At 71.0% G+C, this 20,971-nt stretch carries 1 protein-coding gene; it reads right to left on the bottom strand.

Features of this window, described 5'->3' with window-relative positions; translation table 11 throughout:
- Positions 1–30: 30 nt before the first annotated feature.
- Positions 31–20,952: a hypothetical protein gene (locus QH276_RS20000; protein WP_280406854.1), complete on the bottom strand. Its 20,922-nt coding sequence runs from the start codon at positions 20,950–20,952 to the stop codon at positions 31–33.
- Positions 20,953–20,971: the final 19 nt, after the last annotated feature.

Raw genomic sequence — 20,971 nt, 5'->3', positions numbered from 1 at the left:
GTTGTTCCGGTCTCGGTCACGACGGCGCGCTCACTCCGCGAACACCCGGGCGCGGCGCTGCGGATCGGCGAGCACATCGCGCAGATAGGCGCCGAAATCCAGTTCCTCCGGGAGCGAACGATACGTCAGTTCACCGAGCTTGGACCCGCCCTGGAACAGGGCGAAACGGGTGGTCCGGTGGGCGACGGTGCCCACCTCGGCGACCACGGAATGCTCGAGGTCGATCGTATGGGTGCCGATCCGCAATCCGAGACGGCCGTGCTGCCGGTACAGGACGACGGGCACGCCGCCGATCTCACCGTACAAACCGCTGACCCGACCGGTGTTCGTCGGCGCGGCCTGCAGCGCGCCGGTATACGGGTTGAACTCGGAGGGCACGCCGAACCCGGCGAACGGCCGGACCAGCAGCGGAACGAACGCACCGGCACCCGCGGGGGGACCTTCGGCCGGTGGAGCTCCGCGGTACCGGGCCCGGGGGTCGGACTGCTGCGCCCCGCCGTTGGGCAGCGGCGGTACCACCGGTGGATACGGCATTCCCGGCGGGTACTGGTCCGCGGGCGCGCCACCACCGGGCGTTCCCGGCTGCGTGTGACCACCACCGCCCGGATGGCCCGGCGGATACGGCGGGTCCGGAGATGCGTAGTGCGGTGAGCCCGGGTACGGGCCCAGCGGCACTTCCGGATCCGGAGCCCCCGGAACCGGCGGCGCCGGGACCTGCGGCGGTGCCGGGTACGCCGGTGACCCCGGGGCCTGCGGTGGTGCCGGCTGCCACGGGAACTCCGGCCGCGCCGGCGGATGAGACGGACCAGGGTCGACCGGCGGCATCGGCAGATCCGGCGGACGGGGAACAACCGGCGGCTCGGGTGGTCCGGGCACGACCGGCGGTAAGGGCGGAACAGGCGGCACAGGAGGTCCCGGCGGAGCGGGTGGCTCCGGCGGCACCGGCGGAGCAGGCGGTACTGGAGGCACGGGCGGCGCAGGCGGAACCGGCGGAACCGGCGGCACAGGCGGCTCCGGCGGTACCGGAGGCACGGGCGGCACAGGCGGAACCGGAGGCACCGGCGGAACCGGCGGCACAGGCGGCTCCGGCGGAACCGGAGGCACCGGCGGAACCGGAGGCACCGGCGGAACCGGCGGCACAGGCGGAACCGGCGGCACAGGCGGCTCCGGCGGTACCGGAGGCACGGGCGGCACAGGCGGAACCGGAGGCTCCGGCGGAACCGGAGGCACAGGTGGCACAGGCGGAACCGGAGGCACAGGTGGCTCCGGCGGAACCGGAGGCACAGGTGGCTCCGGCGGCACAGGTGGCTCCGGCGGCACAGGTGGCACAGGCGGAACCGGCGGAACCGGAGGCACCGGCGGAACCGGAGGCACGGGCGGCTCCGGAGGCGCAGGTGGCTCCGGCGGGTCCGGGCGGTCGGGTAGTTCAGGGAGGGGGACCGGCCACGGTTTGCGTTCGTTTTCGAACGGAGGCGGGAAGTCCGGCTCCCATTCGTGTGGTCGTTTCGGGATATGGGAACGCAGGGAGGAACCGCGGGGTAGCGGAGGACGGCGGTTGGTACCGGAGCCTTCCTCGTCAGGTGTGTTCGGGCCGTCGGGACCAACGCGGTTCGTGCGGGGGGCCGGTCTTGTAGCGGGTTCTCCTCCGTTCGCCCGGCGGCCGGTCTCGTTCGTACCGGCACCGGATCCCTCGTCCGGTTGCGGCCGGTCGCGGTCGCCGGTTACCGGGTCGGTGCCGGCCGGCCGGCCGCGGTCGCTGCCCACGGGCTCGGATTCGCCGGGATCAACAGGATCACCCTCACGCACCACAGGATCGGATTCGCCGGGCCGGGCACGATCACCCTCACGCACCACAGGGTCGGATTCGCCGGGATCAACAGGATTACCCTCACGCACCACAGGATCGAGTTCGCCGGGCTCGGGTCGGTCACCTGTGCGCGGGGAGGGGTCCTCGTCGCCTGTGCTGGGGGCTGGGTGGTGGCCGTCCGGACTCGGTGCGGGTTCGCCGCCGTCCCGGCCGGGGACGGCGGGGAGGGCCGGGGCCGGGGTTTCGGGGTGGTGTTCACGGAGGCGTTCGAGTTCGGCGTCGAGCCGGGCGCGTTCGGCCTCGGCGTCGATCACCCGGCGGGCCGCTTCCTCGTATTCGTCGATACGGCGCTGGTACGCCGGCTGTTCGTCGACCCGCGTCGTCCGGCCGCGCAGTTCCTCGAGCCGCTGGTCCAGGGCGGTATGCGAGGCCAGATCCGATTCGTCCACGGGCAGGTCCGGATGGGGCGGCGGCAGGACCGCCCGGGCCCGCTCCACGGCGAGTTCGGCGCGGTCTCGTGCGGCAAGCAGCTCTGCCTCGTCCAGTTGCGCGGCACGCCGGGCGAGTTCGGCCAGGGCGGCGATCTCCCGGGCACGCTGGGTCACTTCACCGCGCAACTCTGCCTGCACCTCGGCGAGTTCGGCGGGAGTCAGCCGTTCGTCCTTGTCCAGGCGGCCGTCGCGGTACTTCTCGTAGACCTCGTTCCAGCGGTTCAGCTCGTTGCGGACCCGGACGAATTCGGGGTCGTCGTCGCCGATTTCGCCGCGACGGTGCCGGTCGAGGACATCGTCCCAGCGAGCCAGATCGGCCGGTGGCAGATCGACCCCGATCGTGCGGGCGAAATCGGGGTTCGCGCCGAGTTCCGTGGCGGGCAGCAGATCCGTTTCCGCGTCCAGCAGACCCATACGTTGCGGGGCGTCCGCGAGGTGGCGGAGGTCCTCGATCAGGTCCACCAGATGCCGCACCGCCCGGTGGTGTACGGGAATTTCGGCGCGTCCCACCCGCGGGTCGACGGCCCGGTCACCGTGCACCGCGGGATCGAAGATATCGACTTCGCTCAGGACCGCCAGATACTCGGTGAGGGCCGTGGCCAGATCGGCCCGGCTGGGCTCCCGGTACACCAGGTCCCGGATCCCGGCGCTGATCTGCCCGGGATTCGTGACCGCCACCGCATCGGACAGCGCGTCGAGACGACGCTGCAGGCGTATCGTCGCCCGCTCGACCGCCGCCTGGTCCAGCGATATCAGCGCCTTGGCGTAGGCGAGCATTCCCTCGATCTGCTGAATCCGCCGCGGGGCGGGAGTCGCGGGGTCGGCGATCACCGCCGCCGCGCGCCGGGCGGTCACCGGCGCGGACTCGGCCGGGTCGATCCGGGTCGCGAGGTTGCCGCGGGCCTGCGCCACCTCGTAGTAGGTGTCGATATCCCAGGCGGTCCGCGCATGGTCGATGATCGCCTCCAGCTGGGCGGCGCGGATCTCGTTCTCGTCGCGCAGCCCGGACAGTTCCGTGCGGAGCCGGCGGGGATCGGCCAGATCCTCGGCCGTGAAACCGAGCCGGCCGGCGAGTTCGCGCATGGCGTCGGCTATTTCGGCGCGAGTCAGCTCGCCGGGGACGGGCACGGTTACCGGCTCCACGGGGTCGTCCGGTACGATCCGCCAGCCGTCACCGTCGTCGATGAGCGTGACATCGAGGTGGCGCCCCTCGACCACGGCGGCGAGATGCCGGACCCGCGGAGTGCCCGCGTCGGCCACGATGATCCGTTCGGGGCCGAAACCGCCCTCGGGCAACGGTTCACCCGGCCGCACATGGGTGAGTTTGTAGTGCACCTCGACGTCACCGTTGTCGACGGCGTCGGCGAAGTCGGGATGACGGGCGAGCGCGTCGGCCAGCACCCGGTCGTGTTCGAGGTGGCCGTCGAATACGACCAACCGCAGTGGTCCGCCGGGCCTGCCGGGAGGTAGCAGGCCGAGGCCGGCCGGGTCGCCGAACATGACCCCGTCGTGTGTGAACACCCATTCCTGGGCGGCCATATCGCCGATCAATCCGGTGAGTTCGTCGACCTCGGCGTCACGGCGCAGGAATTCCTCGACCCGGCGGCCGAATTCCTCCACCCGCGGTGCGGCCTGCTGGATGCGGTCCAGCTGCTCGGCCAGGGTGTCGGCCAGCTGGTCGGCGGCGAGCGTGTCGAGGTCGACATCGCCGAGGACCTGCGCCCAGACGGAGCGTTCGTCGCGGATCTGATCGCGGCGCAGTGCCCGCTCCAAGTAGAGCCGGTTCCCGTCGTCACGACCGGGTTGGTCGCTGTCGAAGAGGTCGCCCCACTCACGGGTCGGCTCACCGCCGTTGTTCACGCCCTGCCAGTTGAGCAGGTCGGCCGGGCCGGGCCAGCGGCGCCGGATCGCCTCGGGCAGCCAGGCCGGCGGCTGCACCGGCTCCCGGTAGGCGTCGACCACTTCGCGCAGGAAACGGGCCAGCGGGTTCGCGTCGAAGAAGGTTTCGTAGTCGCCGTAGGGGATATCGGCGTGCTCGGCGTTGTAGCGGCGGGCGGCATCGGCGAGGCCGGTGAGCGCGCCGATCCGGCGCGCCTGCTGATAGCGGATCAGGTCGTGTGCCCGGCGAACGTTGTCCGGGGTCGGAGCACCGAGGTCGATTCCGAACGCGCGGGCGGCCTCGGCAAGCGCGGCGGCCTGCGCGTCGCGATGCGCTGCCGTCTCGGCCAGTTCGTTGATCCACTCGCCGATCTCCCCCACGCTGCGCGGCACCACGTCACCGGCCGGTTCGGCAGGGGCGATCCCGGCTACCGGATCACCGGGCCGGTGCTCTGAGCCCGGTGCGAGGGCCGGGTCGACCTGCCGCTTCAGCTCCTCGAGTTCGACCCCCAACTCCTCGCGGACCAGGTCCGGATCGGCCTCGTCGAGCCAGTAACGGAACTCGTTGTTGTTCTCGTCCAGCACGGGCGGGGCGTCGAGGCTGCGATCGGCGACCCGGGAGGTGAACCGCCGCACGAACGGCAACAGCTCCCGTTTCTTCCACAGCGTGATGCCCTCTTTGAGGATCCGCGCCGGATTGAACTTGGTCTGCAGGACCTCGTATTCGTCGCCGGGCCGCCCCGGTGTCGGATCCTCGGTCTTCGTCAGCGGAAGCCCGAACATATGGCCGAGCAGCGACTGACCGGCGCTGTCCAGCCCGGAGCCGGACGGGTACTTCGGGGTCTCCGCGGTGTAACCGTCCCCGAACAGGCGATCCCAGATCCGGCGCAACAGCGATTTCCGGGGCGCCGGGGGCGCGGGTTCCTCGGGAGGGGCCGGCGGACCGGTGCGTTCGGCTTCTTCGACGCGCCAGCCGTCGTGCTCGTCGGCGACCAGACGAGCCGGTACCCGCTCCCCGTCCACCACGATGTTGTAGCGGCGCGACTCGCCGGTGGCCGGTGGTTCGCCACCGGGTTCGGGTTCCTGCCCGGCCGCTCGGACAGCGTCGGTGAGTGCCGCGAGATCGTCGGCGGTGCGCAGCATCTCGGCGCGGGCCCGGTTCAGCACGGCCGCGGGGTCGCGGTCGAGCAGCGCAGGATCAGTGCCGAGCAGGCGTGCCCAGGTGTCGCGTGCGGTCTGCCGGTCGGCGCGGGCGACCGGATCGGTCGCTTCGTCGAAACGGACCTGGGCGGCGGCCAAGGCTTCCACCCCGGCCGCGCGCAACAGGATTCGATAGCGCTGATCCGCGAGGGTCGCGGCCGAGCTGTCCGGGGCCAGCGCCGCGTTGTCGAGGCCGAACCGCCGGGCCAGCTGGTCGCGGGTGGCGGCGACCGGCTCGGCATGGGGTGTTCCCGGCGCAGGTTCCCCGGCGCGCCGGCCACCATCTTCAGGCGCGCCCGCTCTCCCGAGCGCGGGAGTACCGCCGGGTTCGAGCGCGGACGGCGGCTGCCCGGCCGGCAGTTGCGGTGCTTCGACGGGCAGCCCGAGGCGACGCAGGTCCGCACGGACCTCGGCCGCGAGTTCGGGGTCGGCCTCGTGCTGCCAGTACTGCTCGTCGCCGTAGCGCTCCTCGGCGGTGAGCTCGGCGAAGTCGTCGGGGTATCGCATCCGCGGCCCGTCGCCGAGATCGTCGAGGAAACCCCGCACCCGCGCGATTTCGGCGAGCTCGACCAGCGCGGCGAGCGGGTCGCGCAGATGCCCGAACACTTCGCCGAGGTCGAGATGTTCGGCCAGCCTGCGCGCGTGTTCGGCAGCGGCGCCGGTCAGCGGTTGTGTATCCCGTTGGGCGGGCCAGTCCGCCTGATCGCGCAGGAAGGCGAGAAGGTCACGCATCGGGTCGCCGGTGCGGATCGCCGGAGTGCCCGGACCGCCGGGCGACGGGCCGCCGGGGCCGCCCGGATCATTCGGGTCGCCGGGATCATTCGGGCCGCCCGGACCATTCGGGCCGCCGGGATCATTCGGCCCACCCGGATCACTCGGACCACCGAGAGGCGGTCCGGCAGTGCCGCCCAGATCGTTGGTCCCTGCACGCTCGTTCGGTGTGCCGGGGTCGCTCGGCCCGCTCGGGCGGGCCGGGCTATCGGGGCTACCGGAACGCACCGGTGATTGCGCACCGTTGTTGTGGGCCGGGTCGTCACTGCCGCGGGCCGGCAGCGGCGGCCGGGACGGTGGCGTGCTGCCCGGTCCGCCGGTAGGTGACGTGCCCGGGTCGCTCGGATCGGGGCCGTCGGGATCCTCGGGGTTGTCCGGATCATCGGGATCCGCGTTGCGCTGCTCGGGAGTCGGCTCGTGCGCGTCACCGTCGCGGGCCGCCACATCCTCACCCGGCAATTCCAGCGTGTCACCGTCGCGGGCCGCCACATCCTCAACCGGCAATTCCAGCGTGTCACCGTCGCGGGCGGCGAGGGCCGGCTGTTCCGGGGTTGGCGGGGCGTCGCCGGCACGGGCGGCGGGGGGCTGGTAGGCGGGGTTCGGCTGGACCGGAGGGAGGGCGTAGTGCCGACCGGCGCGCCAATCGGTGAGCGGTGGGCGCTGCGCGTCCCAGTGGTGACCTTGGCCGATGGCGTAGGTGTTGGCCGCCTGCCAGGTGGCGCCGGGGTGGTCGGCCAGATACTGCGCCTCCGCCAAGGCGTCCTGCAGCAACACGAAATCCGCGGGTAGCGGATTGCCGTCGCGTAGCCGGTGCCAGGCTTCGGCGATATCGGCCAGGCGGTCCATGGGCCGCTTCGTCAGCTGGCCTTCGGGATCGTCCGCGTCGCGCACCCAATGTTCGTCGCCCATCAGGTGGTTTCTGATCTGCTCGAGTTCCTCAGGAGTGAAACGCGGTACGTCGTCACGCATCCGGCCGACGAGCTGTTGGGCGATCTCGTCGGGATCGGTGGCGCGCACGATCTCGTCAGGGTCGGCGCCGGGCACGATATCGGCCGGATCCACCACACCGAGCAGCAGTTCCCGCACCTGTTCGACCGTATTGCGGACCCGCTCCGGATCGTCGGCGACGAACCGGTCCCCGGCCTCCTCGGCCACCCGGTCGATCGCGGCCTCGATCCGGGCGAGCTGGGCCGGTACATCACCCAGCGGATCGATACCGCCCAGTTCCTCGACCAGCCGCCGGCGGACCAGATCGACGAATTCGCGGGCCGCTTCCCGCTGTTGGTTCTTCCGGTACTCGTCGATACCGGCGGCGACACGGTCGAGATCGGCGTCGTCGTTCAGGAAGAGCTCGTACTGTTCGTCGGCCCACTGCTGGACTTCGCTCCACAGTGCGGCCTCGCGCTCCCATTCGCGGCGCAGTCCTTCGGGGATATCACCCAGGGCGGCCGGGGGCAGATGCTCGCCCCGGTCCCACCGGCGGTGCATGGGCTGCACATTGGTTTCCGGCGGCGCGAACCATTCGTAACCGCGGAACACCGTGCCGAACGGCGGCAGCTTCTGCAACCACGGCCGGGCCTGCACCCACCGGCCGATTTCCGGGTGGCGCTGGATCCACGCCTTGACCGCCGGGTGTTTCGGCACCAGCGCGGCCATCAACAGCAGACGCATGACGTTGTAGGCGTCGGCGCCCCAATGCTGACCGAAGACGTCCTTGGGATCGACACCGGAGGTGTCGTACTGTTTCGGCGCCATCGGTGCGTTCACCGGCAGCGTACTCTCCGGGATCTTGCCCGCGGGCACATCGTCGGTGGGCAGCGTGATGTCGTTGATGACATCCTCGCTGGCCCAGCCGCTGACGCCGTCGGGAAGATCCTTCTGGCTGTACTTCTTCGGCAGTTCGGAATCGTCGCGGTTGGTCACCCAGTCCGGTCGCGTCGGGTCGACCGGATGCCAGGTGCCCTCGCTATCGCGCCACCTGGTCATATCCAGGCGGTTCCCGCCGACCCAGCCGGTGCTGATCCGCTCGACTTCCGGTGGGTCCATGGTGTCGTCGACCCGCCAGTTGTCCTCCCGGTCGACCAGCACCCGCCGGTACTGCACCGTGGTCTCCGGGCGCACGATCGCCTGCGCGACAGCGGAGTTGTTGCGCACCGCGTCGTCGAGTGCGGCATCGTGATCGGCACGCGGGTTCGCCGGATCGGGACGCGGGCCGAATACGATGATCCGCGGTTCGTCGCCGTCCACGATGCCGACCCGGTCGGTGACCATCCGGCCGCCCTCGGCCTCCACCAGTCCGCGCCAGACACCGGCCACCCGGGCCATATCGTCCTGCAACCGGCCGATCCGGTGGTGCGCGGCGTTCACATCGGCGGCCGACTCCGCCAGCGCGTCGATCCGCAGCAGCCGCTCCTGATACTGCGAGGGCCGCAGCCGGCCGTCCTGGAACTCCCGGTACGCACCGTCGCGCAACGCCCGCAGCGCGGAATCCAGTTCGTCAGGTGCGAGGAAATCCGCTACCAGGTCGCCGTTTTCGTCCACCAGACCGAGGCGCCGCGCCAGATCGTCGCGCATCACGCGGCGCGGTTTGATCCGCTGCAATTCGGCGGCGCGCTCACGGGCCAGCCGCTCCAGTTCGGCCGCGACGTCTTCGGGATGGGGGCGATCCAGGTGGTCCTGTTCTCGCTCCATCCGGCCGATCCGGCCGTCCAGTTCCCGTAGTCGCTCGCCGAGCCGGTCGAATTCGGCGGTCTGGGTGATCAGTTTGCGGATCTTGTCCCGGCGTTCCTGGCGTTCCCGTTCGCTGACCGGGGAACGGTCGCGCCGCGGGCTCTCCTCGATACCGCCGGTGATATCCACCGTGTCGTACCGGGACTCCTCGTCGAGACGCAGAATGACCCGCTCACGACCGTCCGCTCCGAGATTCGCCCAGGCCTCCGGGTTTTCCAAGCCGACATTACGGGCGCGGTCGGTGATCTTGGCGCGCAGGAACTCCCGCTCCCGGGTGACACCCTGCCGCTCCCGCAGCAGCCGGTCGTACTCGATCCGGCTGGACAGCCTGCGCACTTCCTCGTGGGCGCGGATGAGCCGAGGCATGAGTTCGGTGATCTCGTCGACCGCGCGCGCATCCTCGGCATCGAGATCCCGGCCGCGCAGATCGCGCACGGTGGTTTCGATCCGGTCCGGTTCGAAGGCGCCCGGGTCCACCGTGGTGTGCAGTGCCGACGCGAGGTCCCCGATCCGGGCCGCCAGCGCGTCACGCCGCAGGATCGCGTCGACCAATGCGTCACCGAGCAGTTCGGCCGGGTCCTGATTACCGGCCCGCCGGCCTTCCCGACCGGATTCCGGGCCACGGGATTCGTCCCCGCCGGCCTCCGGCCTGTCGCCGCCGGTCGTCGGCGTCGCCCCCTCGACCTCCGGGTTGTCACCCTCGGGCTTCGGCCCCTCGCCCTCGACCTCCCGCTCGGCGCCCGCGGACTCCGGCTCCGCGCCATCAACGTCCGGCTTGCCGCTCTCGGACTTCGGCTCCTCGCCATCGGCTTCCGGCCGGGCGCCCTCGGACTCCGGCCTCTCCCCCTCCACCTCCGGGTTGTCACCCTCGGGCCGGGGCTCTCCACGATCGACTTCCGGTTTGCTGCCGCCGGGCTTGTGCTCCCCGTAGGAGGTTTCGGGTTTTCCACCTTCCGGCTGCGGCAGCGGCTGCGCTTCGGGGTCGGTTCCGGCGTCCGGTTTCGACCCGGACGGCTGCGGTCCGGAGTCGGCGTCCGGGCCGCTGTCGCCGGGGCCCGGCGGAGTGTCGTCCGGCCCGTCCAGCATCCGGTGCCACCAGTCAGCGCGGTCCTCGGCCATCCGCGCGACCCAGTCGGCGAGGACGGCGCGCTGTTCGGCCAGCCAGTTCCCGGGGTCGACATCGGCCAGGAAACGTGCGCTGCCGGCCTCCATCCGAGCGCGCCAAGCCGCGCGGTCCACCTGGTCGAGGCGGATCCGGTCGAGTCGCTCCCGGGCGTAGCCGAGCTGCCGTTCCGCCTGTTCGGCACGGAACTGCAGCAGGTGGTCGTCCGGGTATCGGGCTGCCTCCCGCCGGAGCCAGGCGGCTTCGTCGGCGGCCGCGTCGACGGCGATTTCCGCACGGCGCAGTTCGACCCAGTCCATCAGTTCCGCATGCGTTTCGGGCAGCGACTCCTGCTCGGACCGCGCACCGCGCTCGGGACCGGCCTCGTCGTCCGGGTCGCCCGCGGCAGGCGGAGCCGCCGGTGGCCGGCCGTTGCCGCCACCGCCCGCGGACCCGGGCGGCACACTGTTCTCCGCACCGGGCTGCGGCGGCACCTCATCACGTTCGCCCTCGGGCGGGAGCGGGGTCTCACGCGATTCGGGGCCGGGTGGCGTCTCCCGCGATTCCGGGTCCGGCGGACGCGGGGGCTCGCCGGGGCCCGGCCGGGGAGCCTCGTTGCTCGTCCGGCCGGGCGGCGGGCCGCCGGGATCGACCGGCGGCGGGCCTTCGGGTCCGGGTGGTGTCCCGGCCTCGTCCGCGAGTTGCCCCGGCTCGGCGGCGGGGAGGCCGGATCGCGTGCTGCGGGCGTATTCGTCGAACAGCCGGAGCAGTGCCTTGATCGAATCGGCGCGGTCCCGGACCTCGCGGCGCAACCGATCGAGTTCGGCGGCGAGTTCTGTCGGGCTGAGCCCCTCGTGGTTCTCGATCCGGCCGTCGCGGTAGGCCTCGTAGATCTTCACGAAGGTTTTGTCGTCGGCGCCGGTCAGGTCGACGCCGACCAGCCGCGCCCAGTCGCGGTTCGCGGCCGGCCGCTCATCCGGATCGTTGTCGGGGATCCGGTGACTGTCCGGCCGGGTGGCGGCGTCGGCGACCGCGCGGGCGAAATCCTCGGCGCCGAGGGCGCGCACCGCGTCCGCGATGAGCCCGCGCAATCCACCCATGGCGTCGCGGTCGTGCATCGGGAAGCGCCCGTCGGCGATACGCGGGTCGGCGGCACGGTCACCACGGGGAACGTCGGTGAACGGGTCGATATCGAACAGGGCGTGCACGTACTCGCCGAGCGCCTCGCGCACCAGATCGTCCTGCCCGGCGCGTTCCAGGCGGCGGATCACCTGGTAGAGCTTCCGCGCGTCGAGTCCGCCGGTGTCCAGGGCGAACAGCCGCCGGCCGTTCGGCCCGTCGACATACCCGGGTGGCAGCAGGGCGGCGATCCGGCGGTCGACACCCGTCCGCTCGGCGGCCTTCGCACTGGACATCTTCCGTGCGAGGTCCTCGGATACCAGCCGTTCGGCCAGGCGATCGCGCGCCGCCTCGACGGCCGCCGCGTCGATCTCCCGCAGGCGTTTCGCATAGTCGGCCAGATCACCGAACTGCTGCAGCCGCAGTGCCCGGCGCGGTCCGGCGCTCAACCGGTCGGCCACTGCCTTCGGTGTGAGCGTTTGCTCCGGTGCGTCCGGGTCCGGAATCAGGTTCAGTCCGAGGCGTTCTGCCAGGTGGCTGCGGGCGTCGGTGAGTTCGTTGAACAGTTCGATATCGGTGGCGGACCGGATGAAATCGGCCAGCGCCTCCAACTGCACCGCACGGACCGCGTTGTCCAGCAGCAGATCGGCCGCAGTCCCGGGCAGGTTCTCGAAATCCACATCGTCCGGGGTGAGGCCGAGATCCCGCAACACCTGCGCGATATCGGCGGCGACCTGCCGGGCCGGGCGCGGCGGCGGATCACCGAGCGCGGCGCGATATGCCTCCGGGGAACCGGTGAGCTGCCGCCACGTACCGTCGTCGTCGCGGGCCAGCAGGACCTCGAGCTCGCGGCCCAGGATGGTTTCCCGCAGGTAGCGCAGCTGGGGGATCGGCGCCGGGTCGAGTACCGTTTCACCGGTCCAATCGCGCCGGGCCGTCCGGTAGTCCAGGACCAGTTCCCCGCTGTCGAGTTGCCGTTGCAGGCTCGGGTCGGCGGCGAGTGCGTCGGCGAGTACCTGGTTGCGGTCCCGCGGCCCGTCCACCACGACCAAGCGGTCCGGCTGTGCCGCTCCGCCGGGGAAACGCAGGATCTGCCGGCCCAGCAAATCGCCTACCGGGTCGCTGAGATCGGGTTCGGGCAGCGTGCGGCGTGCCGCGTCGACGAAATCCGCGACCCGTTGCGAGCGGGCCACATTCTCGGCGCGCAACCGGTCCACCACGGCCTGCGGGTCGGCGAGCAGATCTTCGAGGGAGAGGTCGCGCATGGCGGCCCAGCTCGCCAGCTCGTCGCGAATCTGATCGCGGCGCAGAGCGTTCTCGAAGAACCGGCGCAATCCCTGATCGCGGCCCAGCTCGTAGCCGTCACCCCACATCGGTAGCTCGTCGGCACCGTTCTCCACGGGCATGATGCCGAGCAGTCCCGGCTCGTGGCCGAAGGCCGCCAGGATTTCGATGAGGAACCGGCCCATCGGGTTCTGGTCGATGAAGCTGACGGCGTCGAGGAACGGGATCGCGCGACCCGCCGGATCCGGCGCCGCGAAGCGCCGCGGCCGGTGCGGAGCCGACGCACCTTCTTCCTCGTCGTCGAAGAAATCGTCGTCGTAGTAATCGTCGGGATCGTCGGTGGAACGCCTCGGCGGCCCGTCCAGTTCGCCCGGCGGTTGCGAACGCGGCAGCCCGCCCTGTTCGCTGTCCGTACCCGGGGCAGGGTCCTGCATGCTGTAGGGCAGGGTCTGTTCGATGAGGTAGCGCCGGACGGCGGCGGCCAGTCCCTCGATCGCGCCGGTGGCCCGGGCCACCCGGTATTGCTGCTCGTCGATGACCCGCGCCAGTGTTTCCGGGCTCTCGTCGGGCAATTCGATATCCAGCAGCCGCCGCGCGGCGTCGGTCAGGCTCTCCCCCTCCGGTGGCGGGCCCACCGGCAGCTCCGACCCGCGCGCATCACGTTCCTCGCTCAGCGCATCGGACAGCGCGTCGGCTTCGTCGTCGGAGATCAGCCCGCGGTCGCGCAGCTCGTCCAGAATTCGTTGCTGCCGGCCGGGTTCGGCGTCGGGGCGGCCCGCCACCGTCAGCAGGTCGCGCAGCGCCTGCTCGGGGGTGATCCGGCGCGTATCGAGGTCGGCGAGTAGCTGATCGCGCGCCGCGTCCAGGGTGCCGTCGGTGAGCCACGGCTGGTATTCCGCGCCGTCGCCCGGATACATCGGCACGAATTCGCCGGCCGCATCGCGCATCCGCGCGGACAAACGGCCGAAGAGCGGAATGTGCTCGCGGTTCTGGATCCACACAGGTGTCTGCTGCGCGATCCGCAGCAAGGTGGGATCGGGGGGACCGCTCTCCGGCGCCGGCCCCATCACCGGCTGGTCCGGGTTGGGCGGCGGAGTGGGCGGTGCGGGCGGCGGTGCCGGATTCACCACATCCGGAATTCCGGCGACCCCGTCCGCGATGGCCGCCTGGCCGCGACTGTCCCATCCGGAGCCGGACGGGTACTTGACCTGGGACTCACGGATCGGCCACATCCGCCGGATCGCCTCGATCTCGCGGCGCAGCGCGGCCAGCCGTTCGGGTGTGGCCGAGGGGAGTTCGCCCTGCGGGACCAGCCGCCAGCTGTCCGGACCGTCGGGGACGAGATCGAAAGTGATGCGCTCGCCGCCGAGGTCGAGCACCAGCGGGGGGATGATCGCATCGGGGTCGATCGGGCCGTCCTGCGCGGCGGGGTCGTCGCCCTCCGCCGGAACCCGTTGTTCCCCCGGATCTTCCGGCGACGCGGACGAATGCGGTGGCCCGGTGGGTGGCTTCTTCCCGCCACCGGCGCCTTCGGTCTCCGGCCGCCGGGGATCGGAGCCGTCCGCACTGCGTCCGGGCGGCTCACGGCCCGAGTCCATCGCGTCGCGGCCCGGGTCCGCTCCGTCGGTGTCCGGGTTCAGCTTGCGGGTCAACTCCTCGCCGAAGCCGGTCCAGGATCGCCCGTGTTCGGCGACCCCCATCAGCATGCGGAACAGTTCGTGCACCGGCCTGGGTGCCGCCGCACCCAGCATCACGTATTCCATGAAGGCTTCGGCCAGTGCTTCCGCCGACCACAGGTCGCCGTCGTCGGTTCGGCTGTACCCGCTCAGCTGTTTCAGCCACTCGCCGTAATCGGCGTCCGGATCGGCCAGCGCTCGATCGAGCAGGTGGGCTTCGGCCACCGCTCGCGCGAGGCCGCCGCCGGCGTAGTCCAGCGCATGACCGTATTCGTGCACCGTGACGGCATAGACCGCCCGGCGCAGGGCCGTGGGGGAGAAGCGTCCGTTGTCCACGGCGGTGCGGACCAGGCCCAGGAAGTTCTCGGCGCTGGTGGCGTGCCGGTAGTTGAGGGTGATGTCCCCGGTGTAGAACGTGTCGGTCGCACGGTCGAGTACCGGGCCCGCGTCGGCGAGGATTCCCTCACGAATGTTGCCGATCCCGATCGACCGGATATCGGTCTGCGGGAATCGCCGCTGCATATCGGTGATGGCGCGGGCGTATTCGCGCACCACCTCCGGGTTCAGGCCGGGCAGGTCGAAGCCGAAGGTGTCGAAATCCGGATTATCGGTCGCCACGCGCATCAGGTCGCGCAGCCGTTCGCCCACCTGCACAGGTGTCAGGTCGGACCATTCGTCCCGGACCGGGGCACCGAGCAGAGCGATATCGTCAGTGCCCGAATCGGGTGTGTGGTCCGGCCCGGCGGCGAGGTCGCCCGCCGCGTCGCCCGAGGCACTCTGTACGGGATCCCGGTGGCGCGCACCGGGTTCCGGTGCGTCCGGTTCCCGGCGTGTTCCGGATGGTCGCCGGTCCATGGCCTGGGCGATTCGGCCACGTGGTTTGCCCTGTGCGGTCAACTCGGCGGCCGGGTCGTTCAGGACCCCGGCGATCCGCCGGAGGAGCCGTTCCGGAGTCGGCTCGGTCATACCCGCGAAATACCGCGCGAGCGGCTGGGCGTACACGCTGTCGGCCGGCACCCGCCACTTACCGGCGCCGTCGGGCTCCAGCGCCACCTGGATCCGGTCGGCGCCGACCGTGATGTCGTACGACTGATAGTGACCGGGCATGCGGCCGTCGTCGACCAACGCAACCTGCCGGGTGTGCAACCGGTGCGCCACAGCGGCCGGATGAGCGGCATCGTGACCCAGCCCCTCGGCCAGCGCACGGTGGTGACCGGCCTGCAGGAAGTCCGGCCGCAAACTACCGGCCCGGTCGGCGCCTCGCGAACTGCGTTGATCGCGCCTGCTGTGGAACGCCTCCGGACCGAGCTGTTCCAGCCAGTCGCCGAACCCGAGATCGGTGCTCCCTTGCCGGCGGAACCGTAGGTATTCGGCGAGCATGACCTGCAACGCCTGATCCTTGCTCGGTAACCGGAACGGTCCCTCCGCCGTGTGGGCGTCGATTTCCGTCGAGGTCGGCGCACCGTCGGCGTCCGATCCGACCAGGAAGTAGCGGAGATCGTGCGAGCCGTCCCACAGCACGTCCGCGTATTTCGGATGGACCAGACCCAGCTCACGCACCGCGGCGACGTGATCTCCGGCCTCCGCCACGATCGCCAGGACGGGCCTCGTCCCGCGCGGACCGAGCAAACGAGCGACATTGTGGGTCAGTTCTCGCGCCGGCCAGTTGTACTCCGCCTGCAGACGGAACTTGCGCCGGGAGAACGCCTGCCACGCCCGGCCGGGGTCCGGCCGCGCGATGTCGTCGTTGTCCGAACCCACCGATTCCCGGGTGGGCCTGCCCCAGGCGGCGTGATCATCGGCGATGGCCGCGCGCACGACATCCATGATGATTTCGGCGTCCGCCGAGCCGGTCGTATCCAGGAATCGCCGCAGGGCCGCGCGCCCGGCCTCGTAGGCGGTCCGCTCGGGTGAATCGGTGCTTCCGGGTGCCTTCTGTGCCTTGGCCAGCGCCTTGTCATAGGAGTCGGTATAGGTGCGTTCGACGGGGCCGGCCGGAACGAACCGGCCGAGGTCGCGGACCGACCGCAACGTCTCGATCTCGTCGGCCAGGTTGCGTGCCAGCAATTCGCGGCCACGCGGTGTATCGGCGAGTGGGCCGCGGGTCTGCGGGGGCGCGGCGGTATCCAGCACGTCGTGGGCGCGGTCCCAGGTGGCGGCGAAATGATCACCGGGGGCGCGGCCGTCGATCAGCGCTCGCCCGGACAGAGCGGTCCGGACGGCGTGCGTGGCGGCACGGTGCGCGGCCGCATGCAGCAGCTCGTCGGAACCGCCGAGGGTCCGGCGGTTACCGTACGCCTCGGCCGCGGTCCGGTAGGCATCTGCGTAGGTGTCCACATAGGTTCGCGCGAGCGGATCCGCGCCGGCTGCGGGTTCGGCGTTGCGCGGATCGGCATCGACCAGCCCGCGCAGCGACAGCGCGTACGCGTCGGCGAGGCGGTCCAGCATCACATCGGCGTATTCGTCTCTGGACAGCGCCATCCGTTCCCACGCCGGGTCCACCGCGGACAGCTGCTCGGACATCCGCGCCGCGAAGATCAGCGCACGCGCATGCTGCTCGACCGTATCCCCCGCGAACAGGCGTACCGTCCGGGTAAGCGGGTCGAAGCCCGCGACGGCACCGGTGGCGGTGGGTTCGCCGCCGGGCGTGGTGCGGGCGAACGCCGGATCGCCACTCAACTCCACCCGAACCCCGCTGCGGTGCAGCGTATTCTCCGCCCAGCTACCGAGCGACCGGACGCCGATCCGGTCCCCGGTCTCGCGCAGGTAGTCCAGTGCCAGGGATCGGGCCTGATCGGTGGCTTCCGTCACGCCGTGGTCGATCCCGGTTCCGTAGGCCGACGCGTAGCGCGCACCGACCTCGCGGGTGGCCGCGGCCGCTGCCGCTGCCGCTGCGGCGGTATCGCCGACCAGCTGCATCGTCCCCGAATGATGCCACTGGACCCGCACTCCCGGTTCGCCGCCGTGCGCACCCTCGATATCGTCCTGCGCCATTTCGAGGAGATGGTTGCGCAACCAGGCACGTTGCGCGGCGATGCGGGTGAGCCGGTCCGTCAGGTCGCCCAGTACCCGCAGGTCGTGCGCGACCACGGGGTTCTCGGTGGTCCGGCCACGCGTACCGAGTTCGCGGGCGTACTCGGTACGGCTGCTGCGCTGCTCGTCTCCGACCGGTCCGAGTGCCGCCTCGAGACGGCCGGCGATCGCATCCCATTCCGACGCCAGTCGTTCCGCGCGACGGGCCGCCGCCGCTTCCGCCCGGATCGATCGCGCGATCTCCCGGCCCGCTTCCGGTGACGTCGGCACGTACTCCCGCAGGCCATCGGGCAATGACTTTTCCTGGAGCGCGTCCCACTCCGCGCCGGCTTCCTGCCGGCCGCTGATTCCGAGTTCCGGTCGATCCGGGTTGTCGAACAGCGGGTTGCTCAGCAGCGCACGGATACCCGCGCGACGCGATTCGGCGCCGGGTTCCTCGCCGGCCGCCGCCCGCGCACGATCCGCTTCCCGGTGGTACGCCTCTTCGGTTTCGCGGCGCCGCAGGCTGTCGATCGGATCGGCGGCGGGCCGGTCGGCGACGTCGTAACCGGCCGCCGCCAGTTCGCGATGGAATTCCGCCTGCGCGGCAAAGGCTTGGGCTTCGGCCGCCACCCGCGCCGATACGTATTCCGCGCGATCCATTGCGCGGATCCGGCCGGGCAGTACTTCGAGCGGTCCGTTCATCGCCGCCTCGGCCAGCGCCGCCGCGCGGATCACGGCCGCCGCCTGGCCGATCTGGTCGCGGCCGGCGGTCGCGATGACGATTTCCATGGCTTCGCCGTCGAAAACGTCACCGCGCTCGGCGGCCTCCGGGGCCGGGTCGAACCGGATCGGCGCAGCGGCGGCGCCGAGTACGGTCAGCGCGTGCCGGCCCGCGGCGGTGCCGGCCATGAGTTCGCCGACCTCGGCAGGCTCCGGCCCCGTCGACGAAGTGGTCCACCAGTGCGCACCGTCACGAATGAGCTCGAGGTCGGTGTCCGTGCGTGGTGGCAGCCCGGTGGGCGGACCGTCCGGCAGCGGCTGGGGACCCTTCGGCGCGGTGGTGTCCTCGCCGCGCCCGGGTTGCTCGCTGCCCCGGTGGGCGTCGGCCTCGTCACGGCCGAGTCGCTGTGGATCGCCGGCGGGATCGTCGTGCACATCACCCGGAACCGGCGCCTGCTCCGGCGGCGTGCCGTAGTCGGGGATATCGCGCGGCGCGGTGTCGCCGGACGGAACCGGGGTGATTTCCGGCGGGGTGCCGTAGTCCGGGTCCTGCGGCGGCCCCACGTGCGGTCGCTGCTCCAGTTGCGGGGCAACAGGTTCGGGGCGGTCGAAAACCCTCCACATGGCCTCGTATGCGGCGGTTTCCAGCCCGACCCTGGCAAATCGGATCTGATCCCACATCCGCCCGAGCACCGCGCCGGGCGAGTTCCGGTCCGCGGCCCGGACCAGCAGGTCGTGCAGCCGCACCATATGGGCGCCCGCGCCGTCCCGGCCGTGGGTCACAACCTGGTCGAACGCCTCCTCCAGCGCCCAGCCGCGGTCCATTTCGCCGGACGTGGTCTCGAATACGTGCCCGCTGAACACGCTCTTCAACCAGGTGACGTAGCCTTCGTCGCTCGCGTCGCCGAGTTTCTGCCCGAAGTAGTGCACGCGCAGCGCATTGTCGACCAGTTTCTGCGCCGACTCCCGGCCCGTGATGTCCAGGGCCCGCGCCCACTGCTGGACAGCGTTCGTATACGCCGGCCGGGTGTGCGCGCCCGACTTCGGGGCGTAGTAGTACTCGGCGGATATCCGCGGCATGGCGTACTTGCCGATATCCCGCGCCGCGTCGGCGTCGAACGTGATGGTTGCGGGACGCCGTGCCCCGGTTCCGGTCTCGGGCAGGGTGAGCGCCAGGTGGTAGCCGAACCCGAATCCCACACTGTGGACGTCGGCCATCGGGTACTTCCGGGCCGAATCCGTCAAGCCGCGCGCGATCTCGCGCACGACCACCGGATGCAGCCCAACGCTATCGAAGCCGAAAACCGTCAGCTCGGGGTTGCCCAGTTCGCGCAGTTCTGCCTGCAGTTTTTCGCCCACCTGCACCGGGGTGAGGTCAGACCACTCGTCATTGTGCGGGGCGCCCAGCACCCATTCGGGGTGCTCCGCCATGACCACCCGGTGCAATCCGGTGTCCGGGTCGAAGCCCGGGGCACGCGCCTCGATACCGTCCTGGGCGAGCAGCAGATCGTGCAGCAGGACGAAATGTGCCCCGGCCTGCTCCCGGCCGCGCACCGTCACCTCGGCGAAGGCATCGACCAGTAGTGTTTCCGGCTTCCAGCCCGCCCGGTAGCTCCCGACGCTGTCCGTCCGGAAGATATCGAACGTATCGGCCAGCCAATCGAGGAACGCGAGCCGGTGCTGATCGCCCAGCCGGTTGTACGAATAGTGCTGGGCGAGCGCCTCCCCGATCAAGCCTTCGGCCAGTCCCCCGGTCGTGCGATTGAGCAGCGCGCCGAATGCCCGCGCGGTCTGCCGATAGGTGGCGTTCAGGTCTGTCCGGTCCTCGGGCCCGCGGCCCGAGTCCATCCGGAGCACCCCATCCACCACTCGGACCGTGGCGCGGTCGTGCCGGTATCCCGGGGCGATCTCCACACCGCGCAACTGCACCAGCGGGTTCCGGGAAGCCAAATCGGCTACCGACCGGGCGAATTCGCGTACTTGCGGCAAATCCACCGCGTCCGCCGAGTGGGACGGATAGCCCTCCATCGGCCGGCGGGGCGCGGCATCGGCGGGTGGAGCCCAATCGAAACCGTGCACCTCGAACTCGGCGTTGCCGGTCACCGACCGCACATGGTCGCGGAGTTTGTCGCCGATTTCGGCGAGAGACAGCTCCGACCATTCGTCGGCGACCGGGACACGAACCGAATCGACCGGTCCGTCCGGAACCGGATCGTTATCACGGGCCGGCGGATCGGTATCCCCGCCCTCGATACGGTCCGGGGTATCCGGATCGCGAGGCTCATGCCCTTCCGCCGGAGCGTCACGGCCGGCCACGGTGGGAGTACCGGACGCACGATCCGAGTCGCGGCCGGGCCGCGGTTCCGGATCGGCCGCTGTTGCCGCAGTCGGTGTTTCGGGAAGATACGAGAGCAACAGGTCGTAGATCAACTGCCGCACCGGAGAGAGCGCCGGTCGCTCCGCTTCCGGTAGCAGCCGGGCCAGCTCGGCCTCGGCGAAGACCTCGGCAATCGCCTCGCCCTCGAAAAGGGTCCCGTCCGCGTGAAAGCTGTACGCGACCAGTTCGCTGCGCAGCCAATGCGGGAGGTCCGCGATGGACCCACCCACCTCGGATGCGTAGTGCCGAACCAGCGCGTATTCCACGGCCCACCGGGCGTCGCGGCCACCCGCGTAATCGACCGCATGACCGAACTCGTGCGCGACCATGGCGAAAACCGGCCGGATGAGCACGCTCGGGTTGTATCTGCCGATTTCGGCGCATATATGCACCACCTCCAGCAGACGGTCCGCGCTGCGTGCGAACGGGAGGTTCAAGGTGATCGACTCGGCCCGTACGGCTCCGGTCACCTCGTCGCTGACGGGCCTGGCCGACGCGATCGCGGTACCGATTTCGCCGATACCGGCACTGCGCAGATCGACCTGGGGGTATCGCCGCTGCATCTCGATGATCGACCGGGCGAATTCCTGCACCACAGCGGGATTCAGGTCGGGCAGATCGAAACCGAACACCTCGAAATCCGGATTGCCGGTGAGCTCGCGCATCTCGTCGCGCAATCGCCGGCCCACTTCCGCCGGGGCGAGATCGGACCACTCATCGGTGGGAGCGGCGAGCCACTCGGCGTCGGTGGGGTCTGCCCGGTAAGCGTCGTCGCCGGGCACCGGTTCCGAACTGTCCAGG

Origin of the sequence: Nocardia carnea (genome assembly GCF_029869215.1) — a bacterium.
Lineage (GTDB): Bacteria > Actinomycetota > Actinomycetes > Mycobacteriales > Mycobacteriaceae > Nocardia > Nocardia carnea_B.
The sequence above is the reverse complement of the archived record's forward strand: the minus strand, read 5'-3'. Positions and strand labels throughout refer to the sequence as shown.